This window comes from Streptomyces sp. NPDC058000 (assembly GCF_042886435.1).
Classification (GTDB): Bacteria; Actinomycetota; Actinomycetes; order Streptomycetales; family Streptomycetaceae; genus Streptomyces.
On record NZ_JBHVQS010000003.1, the window covers coordinates 154,794 to 174,077 of the forward strand.

The 19,284-nt window shown below is 72.5% G+C and carries 17 protein-coding genes; 11 read left to right on the forward strand and 6 right to left on the reverse strand.

The annotated features are described in order from the left end of the window. The first annotated feature begins 31 nt into the window (after window positions 1-31). The 5 genes from ACFVT2_RS05510 to ACFVT2_RS05530 all read left to right on the forward strand — a co-directional run bounded on the left by ACFVT2_RS05510 (window position 32) and on the right by ACFVT2_RS05530 (window position 3,979). Window positions 32-823 (forward strand): nitroreductase family deazaflavin-dependent oxidoreductase, encoded by a 792-nt coding sequence (locus ACFVT2_RS05510; protein ID WP_390012504.1) that lies wholly within the window; start codon window positions 32-34, stop codon window positions 821-823. Window positions 824-884: 61 nt separating this feature from the next. Continuing rightward, complete coding sequence (locus ACFVT2_RS05515) at window positions 885-1,316, forward strand: MerR family transcriptional regulator (RefSeq protein ID WP_390012505.1); 432 nt, start codon at window positions 885-887, stop codon at window positions 1,314-1,316. Window positions 1,317-1,452: 136 nt separating this feature from the next. Continuing rightward, window positions 1,453-2,364 (forward strand): ABC transporter ATP-binding protein, encoded by a 912-nt coding sequence (locus tag ACFVT2_RS05520; RefSeq protein ID WP_390012507.1) that lies wholly within the window; start codon window positions 1,453-1,455, stop codon window positions 2,362-2,364. Then, complete coding sequence (locus ACFVT2_RS05525; protein WP_390012509.1) at window positions 2,361-3,230, forward strand: ABC transporter permease; 870 nt, start codon at window positions 2,361-2,363, stop codon at window positions 3,228-3,230. The genes ACFVT2_RS05520 and ACFVT2_RS05525 overlap by 4 nt, the downstream gene beginning before the upstream one ends. Before the next feature lie 38 nt (window positions 3,231-3,268). Continuing rightward, window positions 3,269-3,979 (forward strand): hypothetical protein, encoded by a 711-nt coding sequence (locus ACFVT2_RS05530; RefSeq protein ID WP_390012511.1) that lies wholly within the window; start codon window positions 3,269-3,271, stop codon window positions 3,977-3,979. Window positions 3,980-4,034: 55 nt separating this feature from the next. Here the strand turns inward: ACFVT2_RS05530 and ACFVT2_RS05535 are convergent, their stop codons facing one another. Both ACFVT2_RS05535 and ACFVT2_RS05540 read right to left on the reverse strand, forming a co-directional pair. Continuing rightward, entirely contained in the window at window positions 4,035-4,925 is an 891-nt protein-coding gene (locus tag ACFVT2_RS05535; protein ID WP_390012513.1) for a hypothetical protein, read from the reverse strand. Window positions 4,926-4,945: 20 nt separating this feature from the next. Beyond that, window positions 4,946-5,317, reverse strand: coding sequence for a hypothetical protein (locus tag ACFVT2_RS05540; RefSeq protein WP_390012515.1), 372 nt, complete (start codon window positions 5,315-5,317; stop codon window positions 4,946-4,948). 129 nt (window positions 5,318-5,446) lie between these two features. Here ACFVT2_RS05540 and ACFVT2_RS05545 point away from each other — a divergent pair, with 129 nt between their 5' ends. Continuing rightward, window positions 5,447-8,719 carry a CHAT domain-containing protein gene (locus tag ACFVT2_RS05545; RefSeq protein WP_390012517.1) on the forward strand — a complete coding sequence of 1,091 codons (3,273 nt, stop codon included), beginning with the start codon at window positions 5,447-5,449 and terminating at the stop codon, window positions 8,717-8,719. Window positions 8,720-8,882: 163 nt separating this feature from the next. On the opposite strand, the gene ACFVT2_RS05550 is transcribed toward ACFVT2_RS05545, so the two are convergent. Together ACFVT2_RS05550 and ACFVT2_RS05555 are read right to left on the reverse strand one after the other, a co-directional pair. Then, entirely contained in the window at window positions 8,883-10,172 is a 1,290-nt protein-coding gene (locus ACFVT2_RS05550) for a cytochrome P450 (RefSeq protein WP_390012519.1), read from the reverse strand. A gap of 137 nt (window positions 10,173-10,309) precedes the next feature. Further along, window positions 10,310-11,068: a TetR/AcrR family transcriptional regulator gene (locus tag ACFVT2_RS05555; RefSeq protein WP_390012521.1), complete on the reverse strand. Its 759-nt coding sequence runs from the start codon at window positions 11,066-11,068 to the stop codon at window positions 10,310-10,312. A gap of 228 nt (window positions 11,069-11,296) precedes the next feature. Here ACFVT2_RS05555 and ACFVT2_RS05560 point away from each other — a divergent pair, with 228 nt between their 5' ends. From ACFVT2_RS05560 to ACFVT2_RS05570, 3 genes are all read left to right on the forward strand, one after another. Next, the gene (locus ACFVT2_RS05560) at window positions 11,297-11,989 is read left to right on the forward strand and encodes an RraA family protein (protein WP_390012523.1); all 693 of its coding nucleotides are present in this window, start codon (window positions 11,297-11,299) and stop codon (window positions 11,987-11,989) included. Between the two features lie 700 nt (window positions 11,990-12,689). Next, the gene (locus ACFVT2_RS05565) at window positions 12,690-13,859 is read left to right on the forward strand and encodes a PP2C family protein-serine/threonine phosphatase (RefSeq protein WP_390012525.1); all 1,170 of its coding nucleotides are present in this window, start codon (window positions 12,690-12,692) and stop codon (window positions 13,857-13,859) included. Window positions 13,860-14,085: 226 nt separating this feature from the next. After that, window positions 14,086-14,529, forward strand: coding sequence for an SRPBCC family protein (locus tag ACFVT2_RS05570; protein WP_390012527.1), 444 nt, complete (start codon window positions 14,086-14,088; stop codon window positions 14,527-14,529). A gap of 204 nt (window positions 14,530-14,733) precedes the next feature. Here the strand turns inward: ACFVT2_RS05570 and ACFVT2_RS05575 are convergent, their stop codons facing one another. After that, a complete protein-coding gene (locus tag ACFVT2_RS05575; RefSeq protein WP_390012528.1) occupies window positions 14,734-15,021 on the reverse strand; it encodes a hypothetical protein in 288 nt (95 codons plus the stop codon). A 329-nt stretch (window positions 15,022-15,350) separates the two neighbouring features. Here ACFVT2_RS05575 and ACFVT2_RS05580 point away from each other — a divergent pair, with 329 nt between their 5' ends. Together ACFVT2_RS05580 and ACFVT2_RS05585 are read left to right on the forward strand one after the other, a co-directional pair. Further along, on the forward strand, window positions 15,351-16,484 hold the full coding sequence (locus ACFVT2_RS05580) for a site-2 protease family protein (RefSeq protein ID WP_390012530.1): 1,134 nt from the start codon (window positions 15,351-15,353) through the stop codon (window positions 16,482-16,484). Between the two features lie 75 nt (window positions 16,485-16,559). After that, a complete protein-coding gene (locus ACFVT2_RS05585) occupies window positions 16,560-17,312 on the forward strand; it encodes a PP2C family protein-serine/threonine phosphatase (protein WP_390012532.1) in 753 nt (250 codons plus the stop codon). A gap of 188 nt (window positions 17,313-17,500) precedes the next feature. Here the strand turns inward: ACFVT2_RS05585 and ACFVT2_RS05590 are convergent, their stop codons facing one another. Continuing rightward, window positions 17,501-19,120, reverse strand: a complete 1,620-nt coding sequence (locus ACFVT2_RS05590; protein WP_390012534.1) for an ABC transporter ATP-binding protein — start codon at window positions 19,118-19,120, stop codon at window positions 17,501-17,503. Window positions 19,121-19,284 lie beyond the last annotated feature (164 nt).

The following is a 19,284-nucleotide window of genomic DNA, read 5'->3' on the forward strand; positions in this document are numbered from 1 at the left end:
CCTGCCGGGGCGGCTTGACCTTCACCCCGGCGTGAAGGTCGAGGGTGTCGCTCATGGACACCTCGCCCACCTCGCCCACCTCGCCTACCTCGGCTGCCTTGGCCGCCTCGCGTGCCTCGGCTGCCTCGTCTTCCTCACCTCCCTCGTCTCTCTCGCCTCCCACATGCTGAACGTGGCGTCGCAGCACGGTAGGACCTCGGAACAGTGGGGCAACGCCCTCGAACAACAGGGCAATCCGCCCCAGCACTACGACAAGAACGGCGAACGGCGCAACGGCATGGACGGGCACAACAGCATGGACGGGAACAGCGTGGAGGAGAGCGCCGGCGTGGACGGGAGCAGCATCACGGTGGACACCCCGGAGGGGAACCACGGCAATCACAGCAACCAGGACAACCTGGGCGGCAATGAGTTCAACCGACGCGTCATCGAGGAGTTCCGCGCCAACGGGGGCGTGGTCGGTGGTCCGCTCGCCGGGCAGTCGTTGCTCCTGCTGACCACCACGGGAGCCCGGTCCGGGCTGCCGCGCACCACGCCCGCCTGCTACCTGGCCGATGCCGACGGCCGGTTCGCCGTCTTCCCCTCCAACGGGGGCGCGGCCACACCGCCGGCCTGGTACCGCAATCTGACCGTGCGTCCCGAGGTCACCGTGGAGGTCGGCGTGCGCGCCTTCCGGGCCCGCGCCACGGAAGCCACCGGAGCGACCCGGGACCGCCTCTGGGACCGACAGATCGCGGCCGACCCGCAATTCGCCGCCTTCCAGGACCGCGCCGGGCGGCGCATCCCGGTGGTCGTCCTCACCCCGCTCGGCGACCCGGCTTGACCTTCACGTCCACGGCAAGGTTTACGCTCCCTCCTGACGGCAGCCACCAGGAGGGAGCACCATGCGTATCGGGGAACTCGCCCGTACCACCGGCGTCACCACCCGGGCGCTGCGCTACTACGAGGAGCAGGGTCTGCTCCGTCCTGAGCGGTCCGCCAACGGCTACCGCAGCTACGGGGAGGGCGCCGTGCGGGTCGTGGCGAACATCCGGCTGCTGCTGGCCGCCGGCCTGACGACCGACGATCTGCGATTGCTCGACGGCTGTCTGCGCGACGAGCTGATCGGACCGCACACCTGCGCCGACCCCACCCCCAAGATCGAGGTCTTCGAGCAGCGGCTCGCCCTGCTCCAGGCCCGCATCAACGACCTGGTGGCCGTCCGCGACCAGCTCCTGGACCGGCTGTCCGACCTGCGTGGGCAGCCGCCTCGGACCGTGCGGCCGGCCTGCGCGGTCACCCCGCATGTCGCGCCCGAGCCCGCGGCGGCGGCCTGAGGCGGGCTGCCGAGACCGGCGCCCGCGGACGTCATACCTGGGAGCCACCGCCATACCAGGGGGCTACTTCCAGGGCCCGACAAGTGCGAACCACGGGGTGACGCCGGTTACCCGCCGCGCCGGGCACCGTTGAGTCGTGATCGAAGCGACTCGACTGACCAAGCGCTACCGCGGCACCACCGCCGTCGACGCCCTGACCTTCACCGTGGCACCGGGCCGCGTGACGGGGTTCCTCGGCCCGAACGGCGCCGGCAAGTCCACCACCCTACGAATGATCCTCGGGCTGAACGCCCCCACCAGCGGCTCCGTCACCGTCGACGGCATCCCGTTCGCCGCCCGCCCGCGCGGACTCCGTCACGTCGGTGCCCTGCTGGACGCCCAGGACGTGCACGGCGGCCGTACCGCCCGGGCCCACCTCGCGATTCTCGCCCGCACCCACCGCATCCCGTCCGCCCGGGTGGACGAGGTCCTCGACGAGGTCGGGCTGACCCCGGCCGCCGATCGCCGCATAGGGGGTTTCTCCCTGGGGATGAAACAGCGCCTCGGCATCGCCGCCGCGCTCCTCGGCGACCCGCCCGTCCTCCTCTTCGACGAGCCGCTGAACGGTCTGGATCCCGAAGGGGTGCGCTGGGTGCGCGGCTTCTTCCGCAGCCTGGCGGCCGAGGGCCGCACGGTCTTCGTCTCCAGCCACATGATGGCCGAGATGCAGCACACCGCCGACCACCTCATCGTCATCGGGCAGGGCCGGCTGCTCGCCGACCTGAGCACGGCGGAGTTCGCCGCCCTCGACTCCGCGCCGCGGGTGACCGTGCACACCCCCGCCCTGACCGCGCTGACGGCCGTGCTCACCGCGGACGGCGCCGCGGTGCGGCTTTCGAGCGCCGAGGCGGCCGAGGTCACCGGCCTGACCGCGGCCCGGATCGGCGAACTCGCCCACCGCCACAGCATCGTGCTGCACGCCCTCACCCCGCACACCACGTCCCTGGAGTCGGTGTTCCTGTCCCTCACCGCCGGCCACGCCGACCACCTCACCGGAGGGCTCCGATGACCAGCACCCCGCTGACGTCCCCGGCCACCGCCTGCTCCGCGCACCGGGAGGACCCGGCACCGCGGTTCACCGATCTGCTCGCCGCCGAGTGGCTCACCGTGCGCTCGCTGCGTTCGACTCCCTGGTTGCTGGTCCTCAGCGCCCTCGCCGCCCTCACCGTCAACATCAACGCCGTCCACAGCGACCTCCCCTACATCGACCGGCCGCACCCCGCCGTCCCCGGCTTCCCGCCGTACGTCTACGACCCGCTCTTCCACGGGCTCAACGCGATCGCCGCCGACCTGATGGCGCTGGCCGCGGCCAGCTTCGGAGCCCTGGCGGTCTTCGGCGCCTACGTGACGGGGACGATCCGCACCACCTTCGCGGCGGTCCCCGACCGCCGCGCGGTGATCCTGGCCAGGGTGACCGTGGTCACCGCGCTCACCCTGGTCCTGGGCGCGCTGGTCTCCACGGCGTCGTTCTTCACCACCAACGCCATGCTGGCCTCCCGCCACGTCGGCCTCTCGCTCCACGACCCGGGCTGTCTGCGGGCGGTCCTCGCCTACGCACTGGCCGTACCGGTCTGCGCGCTCATAGGCATGGCGTTCGGCGCCGTCCTCCGGCACCCCACCGCCTCCCTCGTCGGCGTCGTCGCGCTGCTGTTCCTCCTGCCCCTGCTGTTCGGCGGCGACCACTACCAGCTCCTGAAGGAGATCGGCAACTGCCTGCCGCTCAGCGCCCTGGCCCGGCTGACGCACAACCCGAACTCCACGGCCCCACTGGGCGGTTACCCAGCCACGGTCACCGGGTCATGGCTGGCGCTGGCCGCCTGGGCGCTGCTCTCCACCCTCGTCACGGTCACCGTCGTACGGCGGCGCGATGTGTGAGGCCCCGGACGGCCTGGCCGCGCGGGTAGCCTCCAGACATGGGCCTCTTCCGACGCAAGCCCCGTCCGGCCGCCGCCCCGTCTCCGGCCCCGGACGCCCCCGTGTCCCGGGACGATGTGTTCGCCGGCGGCCTCGAAGCGGTACGGCCGTTGCTGATCCCGCGGTTGCGGCGCGCGGACCAGCTCCCGGACCGAGGGGACCACGTCGTCCGGGAACTCGGCGGCGGATTCCTCGCCGTCCTGGGGGCACGGACGCCCTCGGGGACGTACTTCCTGCGGACCGGTCAGATGCACGGGTGGGGCGCCGATCCGGTCGAGCTGTGGTCGGTGGGGCTGCACAACCTCCGCCGCGAGCCCTGCGAAGTGACGGTGTTCCAGCCGGGACAGGGGCCCGTCTACCAAGTCAAGGGCGGAGCCTGGACCGCCACCCAACTCCTGCGGGCCGAGGAGCTGGTCGATGTGGCGACTCCGCACGGCTGCGTGGTCGCCATGCCCGGCGAGGACCTCCTGGTGCTCCACCCGCTGATCGACGTCAACAGCTATCTGCGGATCATGGCCCTTCAGGACATGCTGCCGCGGCTCTGCGGGCCACAGGGCGGCTTCAGTGACGGGCTGTTCCACTGGCGCCGGGGCGTCCTGGCGCCGGTGCGGGTCGTCGACCAGCACGAACCGGACGGGACGCCCGTGCACAGCATCCAGGGCGACGCGGAACTGGCCGCGATCCTCAGGACGTTCGGCAACACCCCCTGACCCCCCGGCCGGGACGCGACGACCTGAACGGCACCGCCGGACCTCCCGCCGACCGTCAACTGCCCTTCTTCATCCGACGGGTGAGCGCCGCGCCCCGCTCCGTGGTCCACTCCTCGCCCTCCGCCACCTTGGCCGCGAGTGCGCCCGCATGGACGTCCACCGCAGACTCCAGCAGCAGGGCATAGGTCGCCACCGCGGCCCGGCCGCGCCGCCAACCGGACAGCGCGGGCACCGCGGCGACCAGCAACGCGGGCCACCAGACGACCGCAACGGCGGCGAACGGTACGGCCCAGGTGGCGAGTTGGGCGGCCACCTCGACCCGCCGGCGGGCCGCGGTGACCTCGTCCCGTACCTCCTGGGGGAGTACCAGCCACAGTCGGGGCCAGACCGCGGCGAGGTCCAGCCCGTACTGGTGCAGCACGCGGGTGTCGGCCCCGGCGACCCGGTCGCCCATCCACGTCGGCCGGGCCGGCCGGGCCGGGGCGATCGCCTCGCGGTCCTCCGCCGCCCGGTCGATCGCCCGCGTCTCGGCCGGCTCCCGAGGCGCCGGCAGGGCGGCCTGGAGCTCCGCCACCCGGCGCTGCGCGGCCTCCCAACGAGCCTCCCGGTGAGCCGCCAGTACGCGGGACGGGCCACGCAGGGCTCGCGGCCACTGCCCGAGCCAGAGCCGCAGCGTCACCCCGGCCGCCGACTCCACCGCGACCCCGACCGCCGCCACCGCCAACAACACCACCCCGACGAGCAGGAGTTGCACCGACGGCGGCCGGGCTGCGAACGCCGTGGCGCAGCGGGCGACGCGGTGCAGCAGACGGGCGTGATCGAACGGATGCCGCTGCCCGAGCGCCGCTCCGCCCAGCGCGGTGGCGGCCAGCAGCAGCCCGGGCAGAGCGAGTCGGCCGACCCACCGCTGGGCGAGCTGGCGGCCCAGATCACCTAGGACCGGCATCACCGGACGTGGTCCATCGGTCAGTCCACCAGCAGCCGCATGTCCGAGCCGAGCACCAGGCAGCGCGGCCGCTCGCCGCCCGGTTCCCGGATCACCGTGCGCCCGCACCGGCCCGCCGGGCAGGCGTACTGCTCGCCGTTACTGTGTCCGGAACCCAGCCCCGCGACGGTGGCCGCGCCACCCCAGGCGTCGCGGTCCTGTCCGGCCGGCGCGATGCCCAGCCGTGCCAGCAGCGGCGCGGCGGGCGCTCCCTCGCGCACCGCGGTCAGGCCGTCCGCGAGCTCCGTCGCCAGCGGCGTGCCGTGCACCGCCCGGCCCAGCGCGGCGAGTTGGGAGCAGAGGGCGGCCATATCGGGGTCGTCCCGGCCGTCCGCTTGTGATGTCGATGCCATGGGCTGACCTTCCGGTCGGGCTTATGCTGTCCTGCCTGAAGAGGCCGTCGGGACCGTACGGGGAAGGTTCTCCTACGGGACCACAGGGGTGAGAATCAGACACCTCATTCTCGGGCCAACGGGGGCGCGATGCGAGAGCTTTCACGGGATCCGGCGCGGGATCCCTCACGGGACGGTTCACGGGACGCACTGCTCGTCGCGGTACGGCAGGCCATCGCCGCCGTCCGCGACACCGGCGACCTAGCCCCCCTGCGGGCGCTGGAACGGCAGGGAGTGGTCTCCCGGCTGGTGATCAGCATGGACGATGCGCGATGGCCGGACCTCGCCGCGTTGCACGCCGTCGGCATGGCCCGCTGGCTCCAGCACGTCGCCGGCCCCGAGGGCGCCCACCAGGCCGAATGGGAGGCGTCCCTGCAACCGCTGTCCTGCGTCTACGCCAGGGAGCCGGACGCGGTGCCGCCGGAGGCCGCCGCCGTGCTGGAGGCGGTGCGCTCCGGGCGCCGGCTGGGCGGCCCCCGGGTGCCGCGGGAGGTGCGCCGCTGGGTGCTCTCCGGACTCCGGCGTCGCGAGGAGCTGTCCGAGGACTTCGTCACAGTGGTCCGCGGGCTCGATCCGCGCGGCGGCCAGCCACAGCGGGACGCGCGGTCCCTCCGCCCCTTCCTCGACCTGACGCCCCGACACATTCCCGACCGGGTACGGACCTTGCGCCTGATCGCGGTCACCCTCCAGATGAGCTACCGCGCCACCGGCGACTCCGCCACCCTGGCCGAAGCGGTCCGGCTCGGCCGGGAACTGCTGCTGCTCATCCCGGCCGGCGGGGCACGCTGGGCCGACGCCGTCGCCAACCACGCCCGCGTGGTCGGCGACCACTACCGGCACACCAGCAACCGGCGAGACATCGACGAGGCGGTCGACTACGGCCGCGAAGCGCTGCGGCACACCCCGCCCGACAGTGAGTGGCTGCCGTCGCGACTCGACGAATTCAGCCTCCACCTGTCGCTCCGGTACGACGTCAGCGGCGCCCCGGCCGACCTCAACGCGGCGATCGACGCCAGCCGCGGCGCGGTACGGGCCGCCCCCACCGGGGCGCCGGACGCGGTGTCCCACCGGGCCCGACTGGCCGGTCTGCTGGTCAAACGCCACCGGGTCACCGGGGACGGGGCCGCGTTGGACGAGGCGGTGCAACTGGTCCGCCGCGAACCGCACCCACTCGCCGCACCCGGCCGCGACGGCGTGCTGGTCGAACACGCGGAGGTGCTGCACGCCCAGTACCGGCGCACCGGGTTGGCGAGCGTGCTCTACGACGCCATCACGCTGTACCGGCAGGCCGCCGACGACCGACGGACCCGCGGCGGCAACCCCACCGACCTCGCCATCGCCCTCAGCCACCTGGGCAACGCGCTCTACGACCTCTGCGCCGACTTCCCGGGAGAGGATCGCCCCGCGCCGGGCGGGCCACAACCCCCGGAACCGTCCCCGCTCCGCGAGGCGATCGCCGTCCATCGCGAAGCGGTGGCGGTGAGCGCGCCCGACGACCCGCAACGGCCCGGCTACCTCAACAACCTCGCCCGCACCCTGCGAGAACGGGCCCGTCGGGAAGCCGGCCCGGACGCCCTCGACGAGGCGATCTCCCTGCTGCGCGAGGCCATCGAGACCGCCCGCCCCGGCCACGTCTTCCGCTCGGCGATGCTCTCCCACCTCTCCGCGGCCCTGCTGGAACGCCAACGCCACACCGCGTCCGACGAGCCGGAACCCAAGCTCATCCGGGAGGCGTACGCCTTCGCCGACACCGCCGCCCGGACCGCCGCCGGACCGCCCGGCGAACTGATCCGCCTGCATCGCGCGCTGGCCGAGCTGGCGACCGCCACCGGCCGCCACCGGGAGGCCGCCGCGGCCTACGCCCGCGCCGTCACCCTGCTGCCCCAGGCGGTGCCCCACCAACTGCACGGCAGCGAATCGGAGACCCAACTGGACCGGCACGGCCGGGGGCTGGCCGCCGACGCCGCGGCCGCGGTCCTCCGGACGGGCGGCCCCGACGCCCCCGCGCGGGCCCTGGAACTCCTCGAACAGGGCCGCGGCATCCTGCTCACCCGCACGCTCGGACTCCACGGTGAGGAGGAGGAACTCCGGGACGCCGCCCCGGCCCTCGCGGACCGGCTCGCGGAACTGCGCACCGCCCTCACCACCGCCCCGGCCGGCGCGGACCCGGGCGACCGCCGTCACCAACTGGCCGAACAGTGGGACGCGGTGGTCGCCGAGGCCCGCCGGCTGCCCGGCCTGGACGGCTTCCTCAGGCCACCGCGGCTGGCCGCCCTGCGCCCGGCGGCCACCGGCGGCCCGGTGGTGACCGTCAACACCAGCCCGCTGCGCTGCGACGCGCTGATCCTCACCAGCGGGGGAGTGGCCGCCGTACCGCTGCCCGACCTCTCGCACGCCGAGGCGGAACGCCGTGCCGCGCGGTTCGCCGAGGCGCTGCGCACCGCCGAGACCGCCGGCACCGCACTCGTGGACCGCCTCACGGCCCAGGCGTACCTCCGCGAAACCCTGGAGTGGCTCTGGGACACCACAGCGGCCCCCGTCCTCACCCACCTCTCCCGCACCACTGCCCTCACCAGTACCGCAGTCACCACCGCGACCTCTCCCCGCCCACCCCGCATCTGGCTCTCCGCCACCGGCCCCCTGGCACAACTCCCGCTGCACGCCGCCGGCCACCACACCGACCCGGATGCCGGCCGCTCCCTCCTCGACCGGGCGGTGCCGTCCTACACCCCGACCGTCGCCGCCCTCGCCGAGGCCGTCCGCACGGCCTCCCGCCGCAGCTCACGGCCCCACCGGCCCACGCCCCTGGTCGTGGCGATGCCCCACACGCCCGGCTTCGCCCCCTTGGCCGGCGCCCTCACCGAGGCCCGCGCCGCCGCCGACCACTATGGGCCGGGCACGGTCCTGCTCACCGGTGGGGAGGCCACCCGCGCCCGGCTGTTGGCGGCCCTGCCCGCCAGCACCCACATCCACTTCGCCTGCCACGCGGTCGCCGATCCGACCAGCCCCTACGGCAGCCACCTCATCCTCGACGACCAACCGCTGACCGTCGCCGAGATCTCCCGACTCCGCCTCACCCGCGGCGAGTTCTGCTACCTCTCGGCCTGCGCCACCGCCCGCTCCGGCCGCTTCCCCGACGAGTCCGTCCACATCGGCGGCGCCTTCCACCTCGCCGGCTTCGGCCAGGTCGTGGCGACCCTCTGGCCCGTCGAGGACACCACCGCCGCCGAGACCGCCCGGCTCTTCCACACCAGCCCCCAACCCACCCCCGCCCACGCCCTCCACCAGGCCGTACGCGCCCTCCGGGCGAACGCACCCCTGCTACCGAGCCGGTGGGCGGGGCATGTCCACATCGGGGCGTAGGACAGCGGGGAGGCGGGACGCGGCCCTGGGGCCTGCCGGGTGGGTCAGGGCCTGACAGGTCCTGGAGCGGACGGCCGGCGACCGAGCAGCAGAACCGGGCAGCGCCACGCACCCCGGGCGGTGCCCCATCGGCGCGAGGCGCCGCCCGGGGGCGGGGCCCGGCTCAGCGCAGCCGGATCGGCAGCGCGGCCAGCCGCCAGCTGCCCGGCATCGGGATCCGCTGGAGGGCGTCCGGTTCCACCGCCAGCGACACGTCCGGGTAGTGCGCGAGCAGCTTCCCGAAGGCGACCTCGCCCTCCTGGCGGGCCAGGCTGGCGCCCAGGCAGTAGTGCATGCCGTGGCCGAAACCGACGTGGTTCTCGGCCCGGCCCGCCGGCTGGCGGGTGAGGTCGAGCCGGGCGGGGTCGGTGAAGTGGCGGGGGTCGTGATTCGCCGCGACCAGCATGGCCAGGACCGCTTCGCCCTTCTTGACCTGCACCCCGGCCACCTCGACGTCCTCCGTGGCGTACCGCATCTGCGTCATCTGCACCGGTCCGCACCAGCGCATCAGCTCGTGCACGGCGCGGGGGAGCAGTTCCGGATCGGATTTCAGCAGGTGCAACTGGTCGGGGTGGGTGAGGAGTGCGGCACCGCCATTGCCGATGAGATGGGCGGTGGTCTCATGACCGGCGAGGACGAGGGTCAGGACCATCGTGACCATTTCGACGTCGCTGAGTCGGCTGCCGTCGTCGTCATGGACCCGGATCATTTCGCTGAGCAGATCGTCGGTGAGCGCCGCGCGCCGTTCGCGGATCAGCTCGTGAATGTGGTCGATCATCGCCGGGAACGCTTCGCTGAGCAGATCCGGTTGCAGGGAGACGAGCGCGGTGCCCCAGTCCCGCCACCGCGGCCGGTCCGCCTCGGGAATTCCCACCAGTTCGCAGATGACCGTGATGGGCAGCGGATAGGCGAAATGCTTGATGAGGTCGACGACGCCGTCCTCGGCGTGCTCGGGCAACCGCCTCAACAGGTCGTCCGCGATGTCCTCCACCCGGGGCCGCAGATCGGTGATCTTACGGGCGGTGAAGGCCCTGGATACCAATTGCCGGATCCGGGTGTGGTCGGGGGCATCCATAGCGAGGATGGTGTTGGCGAGGTACACCCGGTAATGGTCGGGCAGGCCCATGATGTCCAGCAGCCGATTGGTGGGCGTGTCACCACTCGCACTTCCCGCCGCGAAGGCGGGGTCGTTGGCGAACCGATGGTCCCGCAGAACCTCGCGGACGTCCTCGAAGCGGGTGATGAACCACACGGGGGTGTCGTCCGCGAACCGGCCGCGGACCACCGGGCCCTGTTCACGCAGCTCGGCGTAGCCGGTGAACGGATCGGTGAGCAGGGCCGGTTCCATCACGTTCGGCTCGCCGGGGTGTTTGCCGACGTGCTCGCTGAAGGGGGAGTCCGCTAATTCGGTCATGTCTCTCTCCTGTGAGGTGCGGTGAAATGAGCCTGAGTCTCAGCAGAAATGGCACCGAAGCGACGCCGAAGTGACTCCGAAACAACGCCGGAACGGACCCGCGACGGATCGGGATCAGGTGCGGGCCGCGGGGGATATCAGTCCCGCAACTGCCGGCGCAGCTCCCGGGCGCCGTGTTCCTCCACCTGCGCGTACAACGGGAGGATTTCGAGCGCGGCGGCCGTCAGCGCCTCGTCCACGGTCGTTCCCCGGGGCAGCCCGGAACGGCCCGGCGGCCCGACGTCAGGTGCGGGGAACGCCTCCGCAGGTGTTTCCAACGCGCTGCGGATCGTCTCGGCGAGGAGTTCGGCGCGTACGTCCGGAGTGTCCGGCGCGCGGTCGTCCAACATGGCCTCGGCCATGAAGAATCCGGTGGCCGTGGACAGCAGCATGTAGCGCTGGTGCAGTACGTCGACGTCGGTACGCACCAGACCGTGCTCCCGCAGCACTTCGAGGTAGCGCAGCACCACCCCGTCGTTGAACGCGATCAGCTCGGCGAATTCCTTTTTGGCGGCATCGTTGAGCCGGCCGAGGATATCGACGTCGTCGGTGTAGAGGGCGCGCAGTACCGGCTCCTCCAGGAAGTCCTGGTAGTAACCGCGCATCGTCCGGCTCGGCAGGATTTCCCGCGGATCGGCTCGCATCCGCTCCAAATGCCGCCGCTGACTTCGTGATTTGGCAACCAGCACGACGGCCAGCAGCAGGGAGTCTTTGGTCTTCCAGTGCAGATAGACCGTCCCCTTGCCGACCTTGGCCCGACGGGCGATCTCGTCGATCGTCACCCGCCGGTATCCCCAGGCGACCAGGAGCTCCCCGGCGGCCTCCAGGATGCGCTCACCGCGTTCGGCTCGCTCCACTCACCCTCTCCTTCCCCATGTGTGACCAGATTTCAAATCTGGTCACGTGGTCAAAGGTAGGGAGGGCGGGGTCGTCCGATAAGGCGGTTTCCGGCCACTCGCGGGCGGTGGAGCGGTAGTGGGCAAGCCGCTTGTCCGGGCCGGAACAGCCGGGGATCATGGCATCGTTCACCGCTCCCCGCGCCGACCGCTCCGAGGCGGCGACGGGACCGAATCGAGGAGAACGCCATGCTCAAGAGCTTCGCCGAGCTGTCCACGCCCCTGGTGGCCGACGCCTGCGTCCGGCTCGGTGTACCGCTGCGCGCCGCCCCGCCCGGTGTCGGCGCGGTGGTTCCCGGCGACCGGGTCGCCGGGCGGGCGCTTCCGGCCCGCCACTACGGGAGCGTCGACATCTTCCTGGAGGCGTTCACCGACGCCGAGCCGGGCGACGTCCTGGTCATCGACAACGGGGGCCGCCAGGACGAGGCGTGCGTCGGCGACCTGCTGACCCTCGAAGCGCAGGCCGCGGCGCTGGCCGGTGTGGTGATCTGGGGGCTCCACCGGGACACCCCGGAGCTGGTCGAGATCGGTCTGCCGGTGTTCAGTTACGGACGCCACGCACCGGGTCCGGTCCGGCTCGACGACCGGGAGCCGGACGCCCTGGTCAGTGCGCGCTTCGGCCCCCATCTCGTCACCGTCGGTGACCTGGTCTTCGGCGACGACGACGGGGTGTTGTTCGTCCCCGCGGACCGCGCCGAGGAGGTGCTGGAGACGGCCCGCACCATCTGGGAGACCGAGCGCGAACAGGCCCGCAGGATCCGCGCGGGCGAGACCTTGCGCCGGCAGACCGCCTTCGACGACTTCCTCGCGCGCCGCGCCACCGATCCGGCGTACACGTTCCGGCAGCACCTCCGGCGCGTCGGCGGAGCAGTGGAGGAGTAGCCGGGCCGCAGAGGCACAGAGCCGCAGCGTCAGAGAACTGCAGAGCCGCAGAGCTGTGCAGGCACGGAGCTGCGGAGTCGGTCGACGAGCAGCAGGTACCGAGGTCGGGGGAGTGAAACGCGGCGCCCGTCACCCTCAGGCATGCGGCCGGCGCCTCCCGTACAACCTGGGGTTGATGTCGTGTTGCCACCCACGGGTCGATGCCGCCGGGCGGCGGATCGCGGACAGTGGAATACGTCGAGACGCGGCAGATGCCCGCGCCGGACGGACTCGTCCACGTGTCAACTGTCTGAAAAGGGGGGCCATCATGAGCAGGAGCGGAGCACGCCGGTCGGTGCGGTCGGCACCACGGCCACGGGCCAGGACGGGCGGGACACCGCCGCGGCGGTGGGCGGGGCCGCCGGCCGCTCCGGCCGACTCGTGGAGCACGCCCCGGGGCATCGACGGATCGGATCAGATACCCGAGAGAGCCGGCGTGCGGGCGCCGGCTGACGGGAGGTGACATGCCGCCGATGGCGTAATCGTCGGGTTGGCTGTCCGGGCGCGTCAGGCTGTGGGCGTTGAGCACGGTCGTGACAGGAGTCCGTGGCGGGAGTCCGTGTGAACAGGTCGCGTGAGTGGGTCGTTGAGCGGTGACGCTGAGGACGAGGGTGACGGCGTTGGTGGGTCCGGTCCCGGCGGCACGGCGGGAGCCGCCGCCGTGAGGTCGTCGGGCCAAGGCCACCCGGGCCAGCGGCTCTCCGGACTCGTGGACAGCAACGGGTTCGAGGCGCCGATGGTCCCCCCGTGGATGCGCTGGCTGCCCGGACTCTACGTCCTGGTCGTGCTGCTGTTGGAGTTCGTCACGCCCACCCAGTGGGCGGTGAGTTCCCTGCTGATCGCCGTTCCGGTGCTCGCCGCCTTCACCCACGGCCCGATCGGCGTCGCCGTCGTGACCGTCTTCGCCGTCGGCCTGGAGGGCGTACTCGCGGGCACGCCGTGCTGCACGGGCCACAACATCCATCAGTTATGGGGGAACCACTATGTCGCGACGTATATCTCCACCATCGTCGTAGGGATCATGGGCGTGGCGCTGGCCGGATACAGGCAGCGTCAGCAGCGGCACCTGGTGCGCGTGAACTCGGTGGCCGAGGCGCTGATGCGGACTTTGCTCCGGCCGGTGCCGCACCGGGTCGGCAGGGTACTGGCGGCCGGTCTCTACCGGTCGGGAGAGATCGGCACCATGGTGGGCGGCGATCTCTACGACATCCGTGCCACGCAGGCCGGTGAGCGGGCCATCATCGGCGACGTCCGGGGGAAGGGGTTGCAGGCGGTCCGTACCGTCGCCGACATCCTCGGCAGCTTCCGCGAGGCGGTCTACGATCCCGGGGACCTGCTGACGGTGGCCTCCCGGATGGAACGGCGGCTGGCCCACGAGGCGGCAGAGATCCCCGACGACGAACTGTTCGTGACCGCGGCCCTGATCGAGTACGACGCCGAGGCCCACCAGGTGACGATCATCAACCACGGGCACATCGAACCGGTGCTGATCTCGGACGGAGAGGTGACCGCCCTCACCGGGCCGCCCGCGCTTCCGCTCGGGCTGGGCGGGCTGGCCGCCGACCCCCCGGTCTCGTACACGCACCGCTTCGCCCACGGTGATGTGCTGCTGCTCTGCACGGACGGACTGATCGAGGCCCGTGATCACACGGGCGCGTTCTATCCGCTGCTGGACCGGCTCGGCCAACGGTTCGGTGGCCGGCCCGCGCCCGGACCGGCCGACGTCATCGACTTCCTCAACGCCGACCTACCCCGCCACACCCGCGTCCTCCAGGACGACGTGGCAATCCTCGCGATCGCACCGTGCGGACCGGCTCCCGAGCCCGTATAAGCCCGGTCGGCACCCTCCCGTCTGCGGGGCGACACTCCCCGGCTGACGCTGGGCGACACCCTCAGGCACGCACGCACCCCCGCGCCGCGCTGTACTGGGCGTCTGGACCGGGTGGGGGTGGGTGGGGCGGGCGCGGGGAGGCCGGGGCACTCGGGTCGCTTCGGGCCGCCGGGCGGAGGACCCTGGAGACGTAGTGGGGGTCGTGCAGGAAGGTGTGAGGTGTCCGATGAGCACTCTCGAAGAACACATCGACATCAGCGTTCCCCTCGAAAACGCCTGGGATTGCCTCCATCGTGCGGAGACCTATCCACGGTTCCTGAACGGCGTCCGGGAAGCCCGGTCGGCGGGCGAGCGACGGGCGCACCTGGATATCGACGCAGGTGGCAGGGAGCAGGAGTTCCAGGTCGAGATCGTCGACCGGGAGATGGAGAAGGTGATGACGTGGCAGACCACGAGCGGCCCCGATCTGGCGGGGACGTTCTCGCTGCTGCCCATCGACCGTGAGCACACCCGGCTCCAGGCCCGGTTCGAGTACGACCCGGGCACGATCAAGGAGACCTTCGGCGGGCCGCAGGGGTTCGCGCAGGCGGTCGCGATCGAGCGTGGTGTCCGCAGCGATCTCCAGCAGTTCAAGGAACTGGTGGAAGCGGAGCGCAAGACCACCAAGTAGGAGCGCACAAGGTGGAGCGCAAGGCCGAGTGAGCACAAGGCCGAGCGAGTGCAGGAACGAGTGAGTGGGCGAGTGGGGAGGAGGGGCAGGGCCGGGTGCGAGGAGGAAGGCGATGAGGCGGCCGCGCATCTGTCACTGAGGGGGTGAAGGAACGGGGTGACGGGCGGCGACGGATCGTGAAGGCGGCGGTGTCGCGGCGGTGGCTCAGACGAGGTGGCGTTCGGGCATGGGGCGTTCCACTCCGTCCAGTTCCAGCGTGCAGCGGGGCGCGGTGGGGACGAGCCGTGGCTCTCGGACGCGGACGCGGAAGAGCCGGACGGGGTCGTCGGGAAGTTCGCCGGTGAGGAGGTTCAGGCCGGTGTCGTGTTCCTTCTGGTACGCGACGACCTTGCCGTTGACCAGGAGTTCTATCTCGCCGTCCCGTCCCGGTCCGATGTTCACGGTGATCGAGTGGCCGCCCTGATCGAGGTGGAAGTGGTGGCTGCGTCCCATGGCTCTCTCCTCCCGTGTCCAGGGCGGTGCGCCGTGCTTGCTGGCGGCCGCACCCGATGGCGTCCGCACTTCCAGGTTAGTGCGGCAGGCAGGCCGGCAGGCAGGCGAACGGACCGGCAGAAAGGCAGGCAGAGAGGGGCGGGGCAGTGCGACAGGCAGGTGCGGGGCAGGTCAGTACGGGGGGTGGGCCAGGGCCGGTGGTGGTGGCAGCCGACGGGGACGGGGTGGCGAGTGACAATGAGGGTGAATGCCCTGCCGGGCGGTCCGCGGAGTGCGGGGCGGGAAGCCCCGCCCGGAGGAACCACCGCCCGGGCCGGCGGGAGACGCTGATGAACGGCTCGGTCCGGATCGGACAAGTGGTCGGGGTGCCGCTGCGCATGCACTGGAGCGTGCCGCTGCTGGTGGCGCTGTTCGCGTACGGCCTCGGGCGGCAGACGCTGCCCGTGATCGCCCCGGGGCGTTCCGCCATCGTCTACGCCCTCGCCGGGGTCGTCGGCGCCGCGCTGCTCACCGGCAGTCTGCTGCTGCACGAGACGGCGCACGCCGCGATCGCGCGGCGGAAGCAGATCTCCGTCGAGGACGTGACCCTGTGGGCGCTGGGCGGGATGACGCGGATGGGACGGCCGCAAACCGCGGCCGCGGCCTTCGCGGTCGCCGTCAGCGGTCCGCTGACCAGTCTGCTCATCGGGGGTGTCGCGCTGGGGGCCGGGTTCGGGTTGAACGCGCTGTCGTTGTGGGCGGTGCCCTCGATCGTCCTGGTGTGGTTGGGCTGGGCCAATGTGTTCCTGGGCGTGTTCAACCTGCTGCCGGCCGTCCCCCTGGACGGCGGCCGGGTGGTGCAGGCGCTCCTGTGGTGGCGCACCGGGGACCGGGACCGCGCGGATCTGGTGGCGTCCCGGGGCGGGCAGGTGATCGGCGGACTGCTGGTGGCCGTCGGCTGGATCTCCGTACTGCGCGGGGTGCCGAGCGGGCTGTGGCTGGGGTTCATCGGGCTGTTCATCTCGGTCGTCGCCGGGGCGGAGCGGCGGCGCGCGACGCTGCAGACGGCGCTGCGCGGGGTGCGGGCGGCCGATGCCATGTCCAGTCCCGTGGTGACCGGCGCGGACTGGCTGACCGTCCAGCGCTTCATCGACGAGGTGGCGGTGCACACCGGGCACTCCGCCGTCCCGCTGTTGGACTTCGAGGGCCGGCCGAGCGGCATCGTGCACCTTCGCAGGCTCGTGGCGATACCGGTCGCCCAGCGGGCGGAACTCCGCATACGGGACGTGGCGACACCGCTGTCCCAGTGCGCGGTGGCGGCGCCGGACGATCTGCTGACCGAGGCGTTGGAGAAGCCGTCCCTGCGGACAGGCATGCGGATCCTGGTCGTGGACGGGGGGCATCTGGTGGGGATCATCACCGCCAAGGACGTCTCCCGGCTGATGCAGCGGCACACGTTGAGCGGTCGGGCGGGGGCCGGGTGAGCCCGTGGGCCAGGGGCGAGACGGGAGACGTCGTGGCGGACCCGGCGGGGGAGCGACCGCGAGGGAGCGACGGCCATGGACACGGCTACGCGGTACATCACGGTGACGGCGCTCAGCCACACCGGTCTGATCCGGGAGCACAACGAGGACAGTCTGGTCGTCGGGCCGTGGACGCTGTGCGGCACGGTGACCGAGACCCCGCAGACGCTGGTGTTCCCGTTGGGCAGCCCCTTGGTGGTGGCGGTCGCCGACGGTATCGGCGGACAGCCGGGCGGTGAAGTGGCGAGCGCGCTGACCGTGGCGCACCTGGCGGCGCTGGGGCCGTCACTGGACGGTGAGGAGGCGGTGCGGGAGGCCCTGACGCGGTGCAACCGGGCGGTGTACGCCGCCGCCGACCGCGATCGGGCGTTGACCGCGATGGGCACGACGGTGGCCGGCACCGTCGTCCTGCCCGATGAACTGCTGGTCTTCAACGTCGGCGACAGCCGGGTCCTGGAGTCGGACGGGGCCGGGTTGCGCCAGGTGAGCGTGGACGACAGCCCGCCGTTGCAGGCGGGACAGCGGACCACGTCACTGGTGACCCAGGCGATCGGCGGCGCGGCCCGGTTCAACGCGATCACCCCGCATGTGCGGAGCGTGCCGCTCGCGCGGGAGCGGCGGTACGTGGTGTGCACGGACGGGCTGACCGATCCGGTCCTGGAGGAGGAGATCGCCGCGGTGCTACGGGTGCACGACGGCGGGCGGGCCGCCTTCGAGCTGTGGAAGGCGGCCATCGAGGCGGGCGCCCCGGACAACATCACGATGGCGTTGATCGGCGTCGGGGGGTGAGGCGGACCCCCGGGCCGGACCAGACCACACCGGATCACGCCCGATCGGCGCCACGCCAGGACCACACCAGACCACGCCAAATCACGCCATGCCAGGTCAGGCCAGGAGCCAGGCCCTGGGTATGGCCCTGCCGGACGCCACGGACGCCACGGACGCCATCGGGTGTCGTCGATCGTCGCCGAGCACCCTCAGTGAGCTGTTGCGCGGGCCACCGGCGGGTGCTCCCCGACGTTCGCGGACGGGCCGGTCGAGATCAGCCGCCCGGCCTCCAGGGTGTGCACGGTGTCGGTGTACGCGGCGACGAGCGGTGCGTCATGGCTGACGACGACGAGCGTCAGGCCGCGGTCCGTCCTGATCGTGGTCAGCAGGTCCATGACCGCCACGGCGGTGTCCGGGTCGAGGGCCGAGGTGATCTCGTCGCACAGCAGCACGTCCGGTTCGGAGGCCAGGGCGCGGGCGATGGCGACCCGTTGGCGTTGGCCGCCGGAGAGTTCGTGCGGATAGCGGCCGGCGAATGCAGCAGGCAGTCCGACCTGGCCGAGGAGGTCGGTGACCCGGCCGGTGACCGCGCCTCGGGCGGCCCGGCGGTGCAGCCGCAGCGGGCGGGCCAGTGTGGCGCCGATGGTGTGGGCGGGGTTGAGGGCGCCGAGCGGGTTCTGCGGTACCAACTGGATGCGGCGGCGGTCCTCGCGTGGCCGTTTGCGGACGAGCACCGGCAGCGTTCGCCCGTCGAAGGTGAGGGCCCCCGCATCCGGGTGCTGGAGCCCGGCCAGGACACGCAGCAGGGTGGTCTTGCCGGAGCCGGAGGGACCGCAGACCCCCGCCGAACTTCCCGGCGCGGCCAGGAAGTCGACGTCGGTGAGAGCGTGATGGCTGGCGCCCCGCCGTCGGTAGGTGACGTGGAGGCGGCGCGCGCCCAGGCCGGTGGCGGCGGGCAGACGTACCGGGGGGCCGGGGGGCCGCGGCCGGGTGCGGGACGGGTTCCCGGCGGCGGTCGCCGGCGCTGCCTCCGTGACGGGCGGGGGCTCCGGTGTCTGCCTCAACTCCTGTCGGCCTTGGCCGTGTTCGGGTGTCTGGCCGTCCGCGGGGGCTCGGTCGGCGTCGCCGGCGGTGGCTGCGGGAGCCGGTGCGGTCAGGTTGACGACGTCATCCGCGTACCGGTGAACCAGTTCGAGATCGTGACAGGCGAGGGCGATGGCCAGGTGGTGCTGATCGGCGAGGTCGCGCAGCAGTGCGCCGATCTCGTCGCGGAGGGCGGGGTCGAGGCCCGCGGTGGGTTCGTCCAGGAGCAGGACGTCGGGCTGGCGGGCGAGCGCCCGGGCGAGGGCGACCCGGCGCTGCTGGCCGCCCGAAAGCGCACCCGGGCGACGGTCGGGCAGACCGTCATCGATGGGCAGCCGGCAGGCGGCGAGCAGGTCCCGTACGGCTGCGGGGCTGGGGTCGGCGGCGACCTCGGCGACCAGGCGTCGGACCCGCATCCGGGGGGTGAGCGCCGAGCCGGGGTCCTGGCCGACGTAGCCGAGGCGGTGCCGGCGCAACTCCCGTAGGGGGGACGGGGGGAGGGCCAGGACGTCCTGCCCGAGGACCTCGACCGTGCCGGTGGTGACCTCGGCGCCGTCGGGCAGTTCGCCGAGCAGCGCGCGGAGGAGGGTGGTCTTGCCGGAGCCGGAGGGGCCGGTCAGCGCGGTGATCCGGCCGGGCCGCAGGGTGAGTCGGGCGCTGGCGAGCAGTACGGGACCGTCGGCGAGGCGTATCTCCAGATCGGTGACGCGGACCAGGGGTGGCGGAGCGGACTGTTCATCGGTCATGACCGGGCTGCGTTCCTCTGCTGGAGTCCTACGGATGAGGATGAGGATGAGGATGAGGATGAAGACGAGGGCAAGGTCCGGGATGGGGACAAGGGCTAGGACGAGGGCGCGGACGCAGACGAGTACGAGTACGGGTACGAGGACGGAGATAAAGCGGACCGTGG

What these genes read in the sequence shown, in the direction of transcription:
- ACFVT2_RS05540 (WP_390012515.1), bottom strand. Translation starts at nt 5,317, where the DNA reads ATGGCATCGACATCACAAGCGGACGGCCGGGACGACCCCGATATGGCC.
- ACFVT2_RS05515 (WP_390012505.1), top strand. Translation starts at nt 885, where the DNA reads ATGCGTATCGGGGAACTCGCCCGTACCACCGGCGTCACCACCCGGGCG.
- ACFVT2_RS05560 (WP_390012523.1), top strand. Translation starts at nt 11,297, where the DNA reads ATGCTCAAGAGCTTCGCCGAGCTGTCCACGCCCCTGGTGGCCGACGCC.
- ACFVT2_RS05530 (WP_390012511.1), top strand. Translation starts at nt 3,269, where the DNA reads ATGGGCCTCTTCCGACGCAAGCCCCGTCCGGCCGCCGCCCCGTCTCCG.
- ACFVT2_RS05590 (WP_390012534.1), bottom strand. Translation starts at nt 19,120, where the DNA reads ATGACCGATGAACAGTCCGCTCCGCCACCCCTGGTCCGCGTCACCGAT.
- ACFVT2_RS05535 (WP_390012513.1), bottom strand. Translation starts at nt 4,925, where the DNA reads ATGCCGGTCCTAGGTGATCTGGGCCGCCAGCTCGCCCAGCGGTGGGTC.
- ACFVT2_RS05580 (WP_390012530.1), top strand. Translation starts at nt 15,351, where the DNA reads ATGAACGGCTCGGTCCGGATCGGACAAGTGGTCGGGGTGCCGCTGCGC.
- ACFVT2_RS05585 (WP_390012532.1), top strand. Translation starts at nt 16,560, where the DNA reads ATGGACACGGCTACGCGGTACATCACGGTGACGGCGCTCAGCCACACC.
- ACFVT2_RS05570 (WP_390012527.1), top strand. Translation starts at nt 14,086, where the DNA reads ATGAGCACTCTCGAAGAACACATCGACATCAGCGTTCCCCTCGAAAAC.
- ACFVT2_RS05525 (WP_390012509.1), top strand. Translation starts at nt 2,361, where the DNA reads ATGACCAGCACCCCGCTGACGTCCCCGGCCACCGCCTGCTCCGCGCAC.
- ACFVT2_RS05550 (WP_390012519.1), bottom strand. Translation starts at nt 10,172, where the DNA reads ATGACCGAATTAGCGGACTCCCCCTTCAGCGAGCACGTCGGCAAACAC.
- ACFVT2_RS05545 (WP_390012517.1), top strand. Translation starts at nt 5,447, where the DNA reads ATGCGAGAGCTTTCACGGGATCCGGCGCGGGATCCCTCACGGGACGGT.
- ACFVT2_RS05575 (WP_390012528.1), bottom strand. Translation starts at nt 15,021, where the DNA reads ATGGGACGCAGCCACCACTTCCACCTCGATCAGGGCGGCCACTCGATC.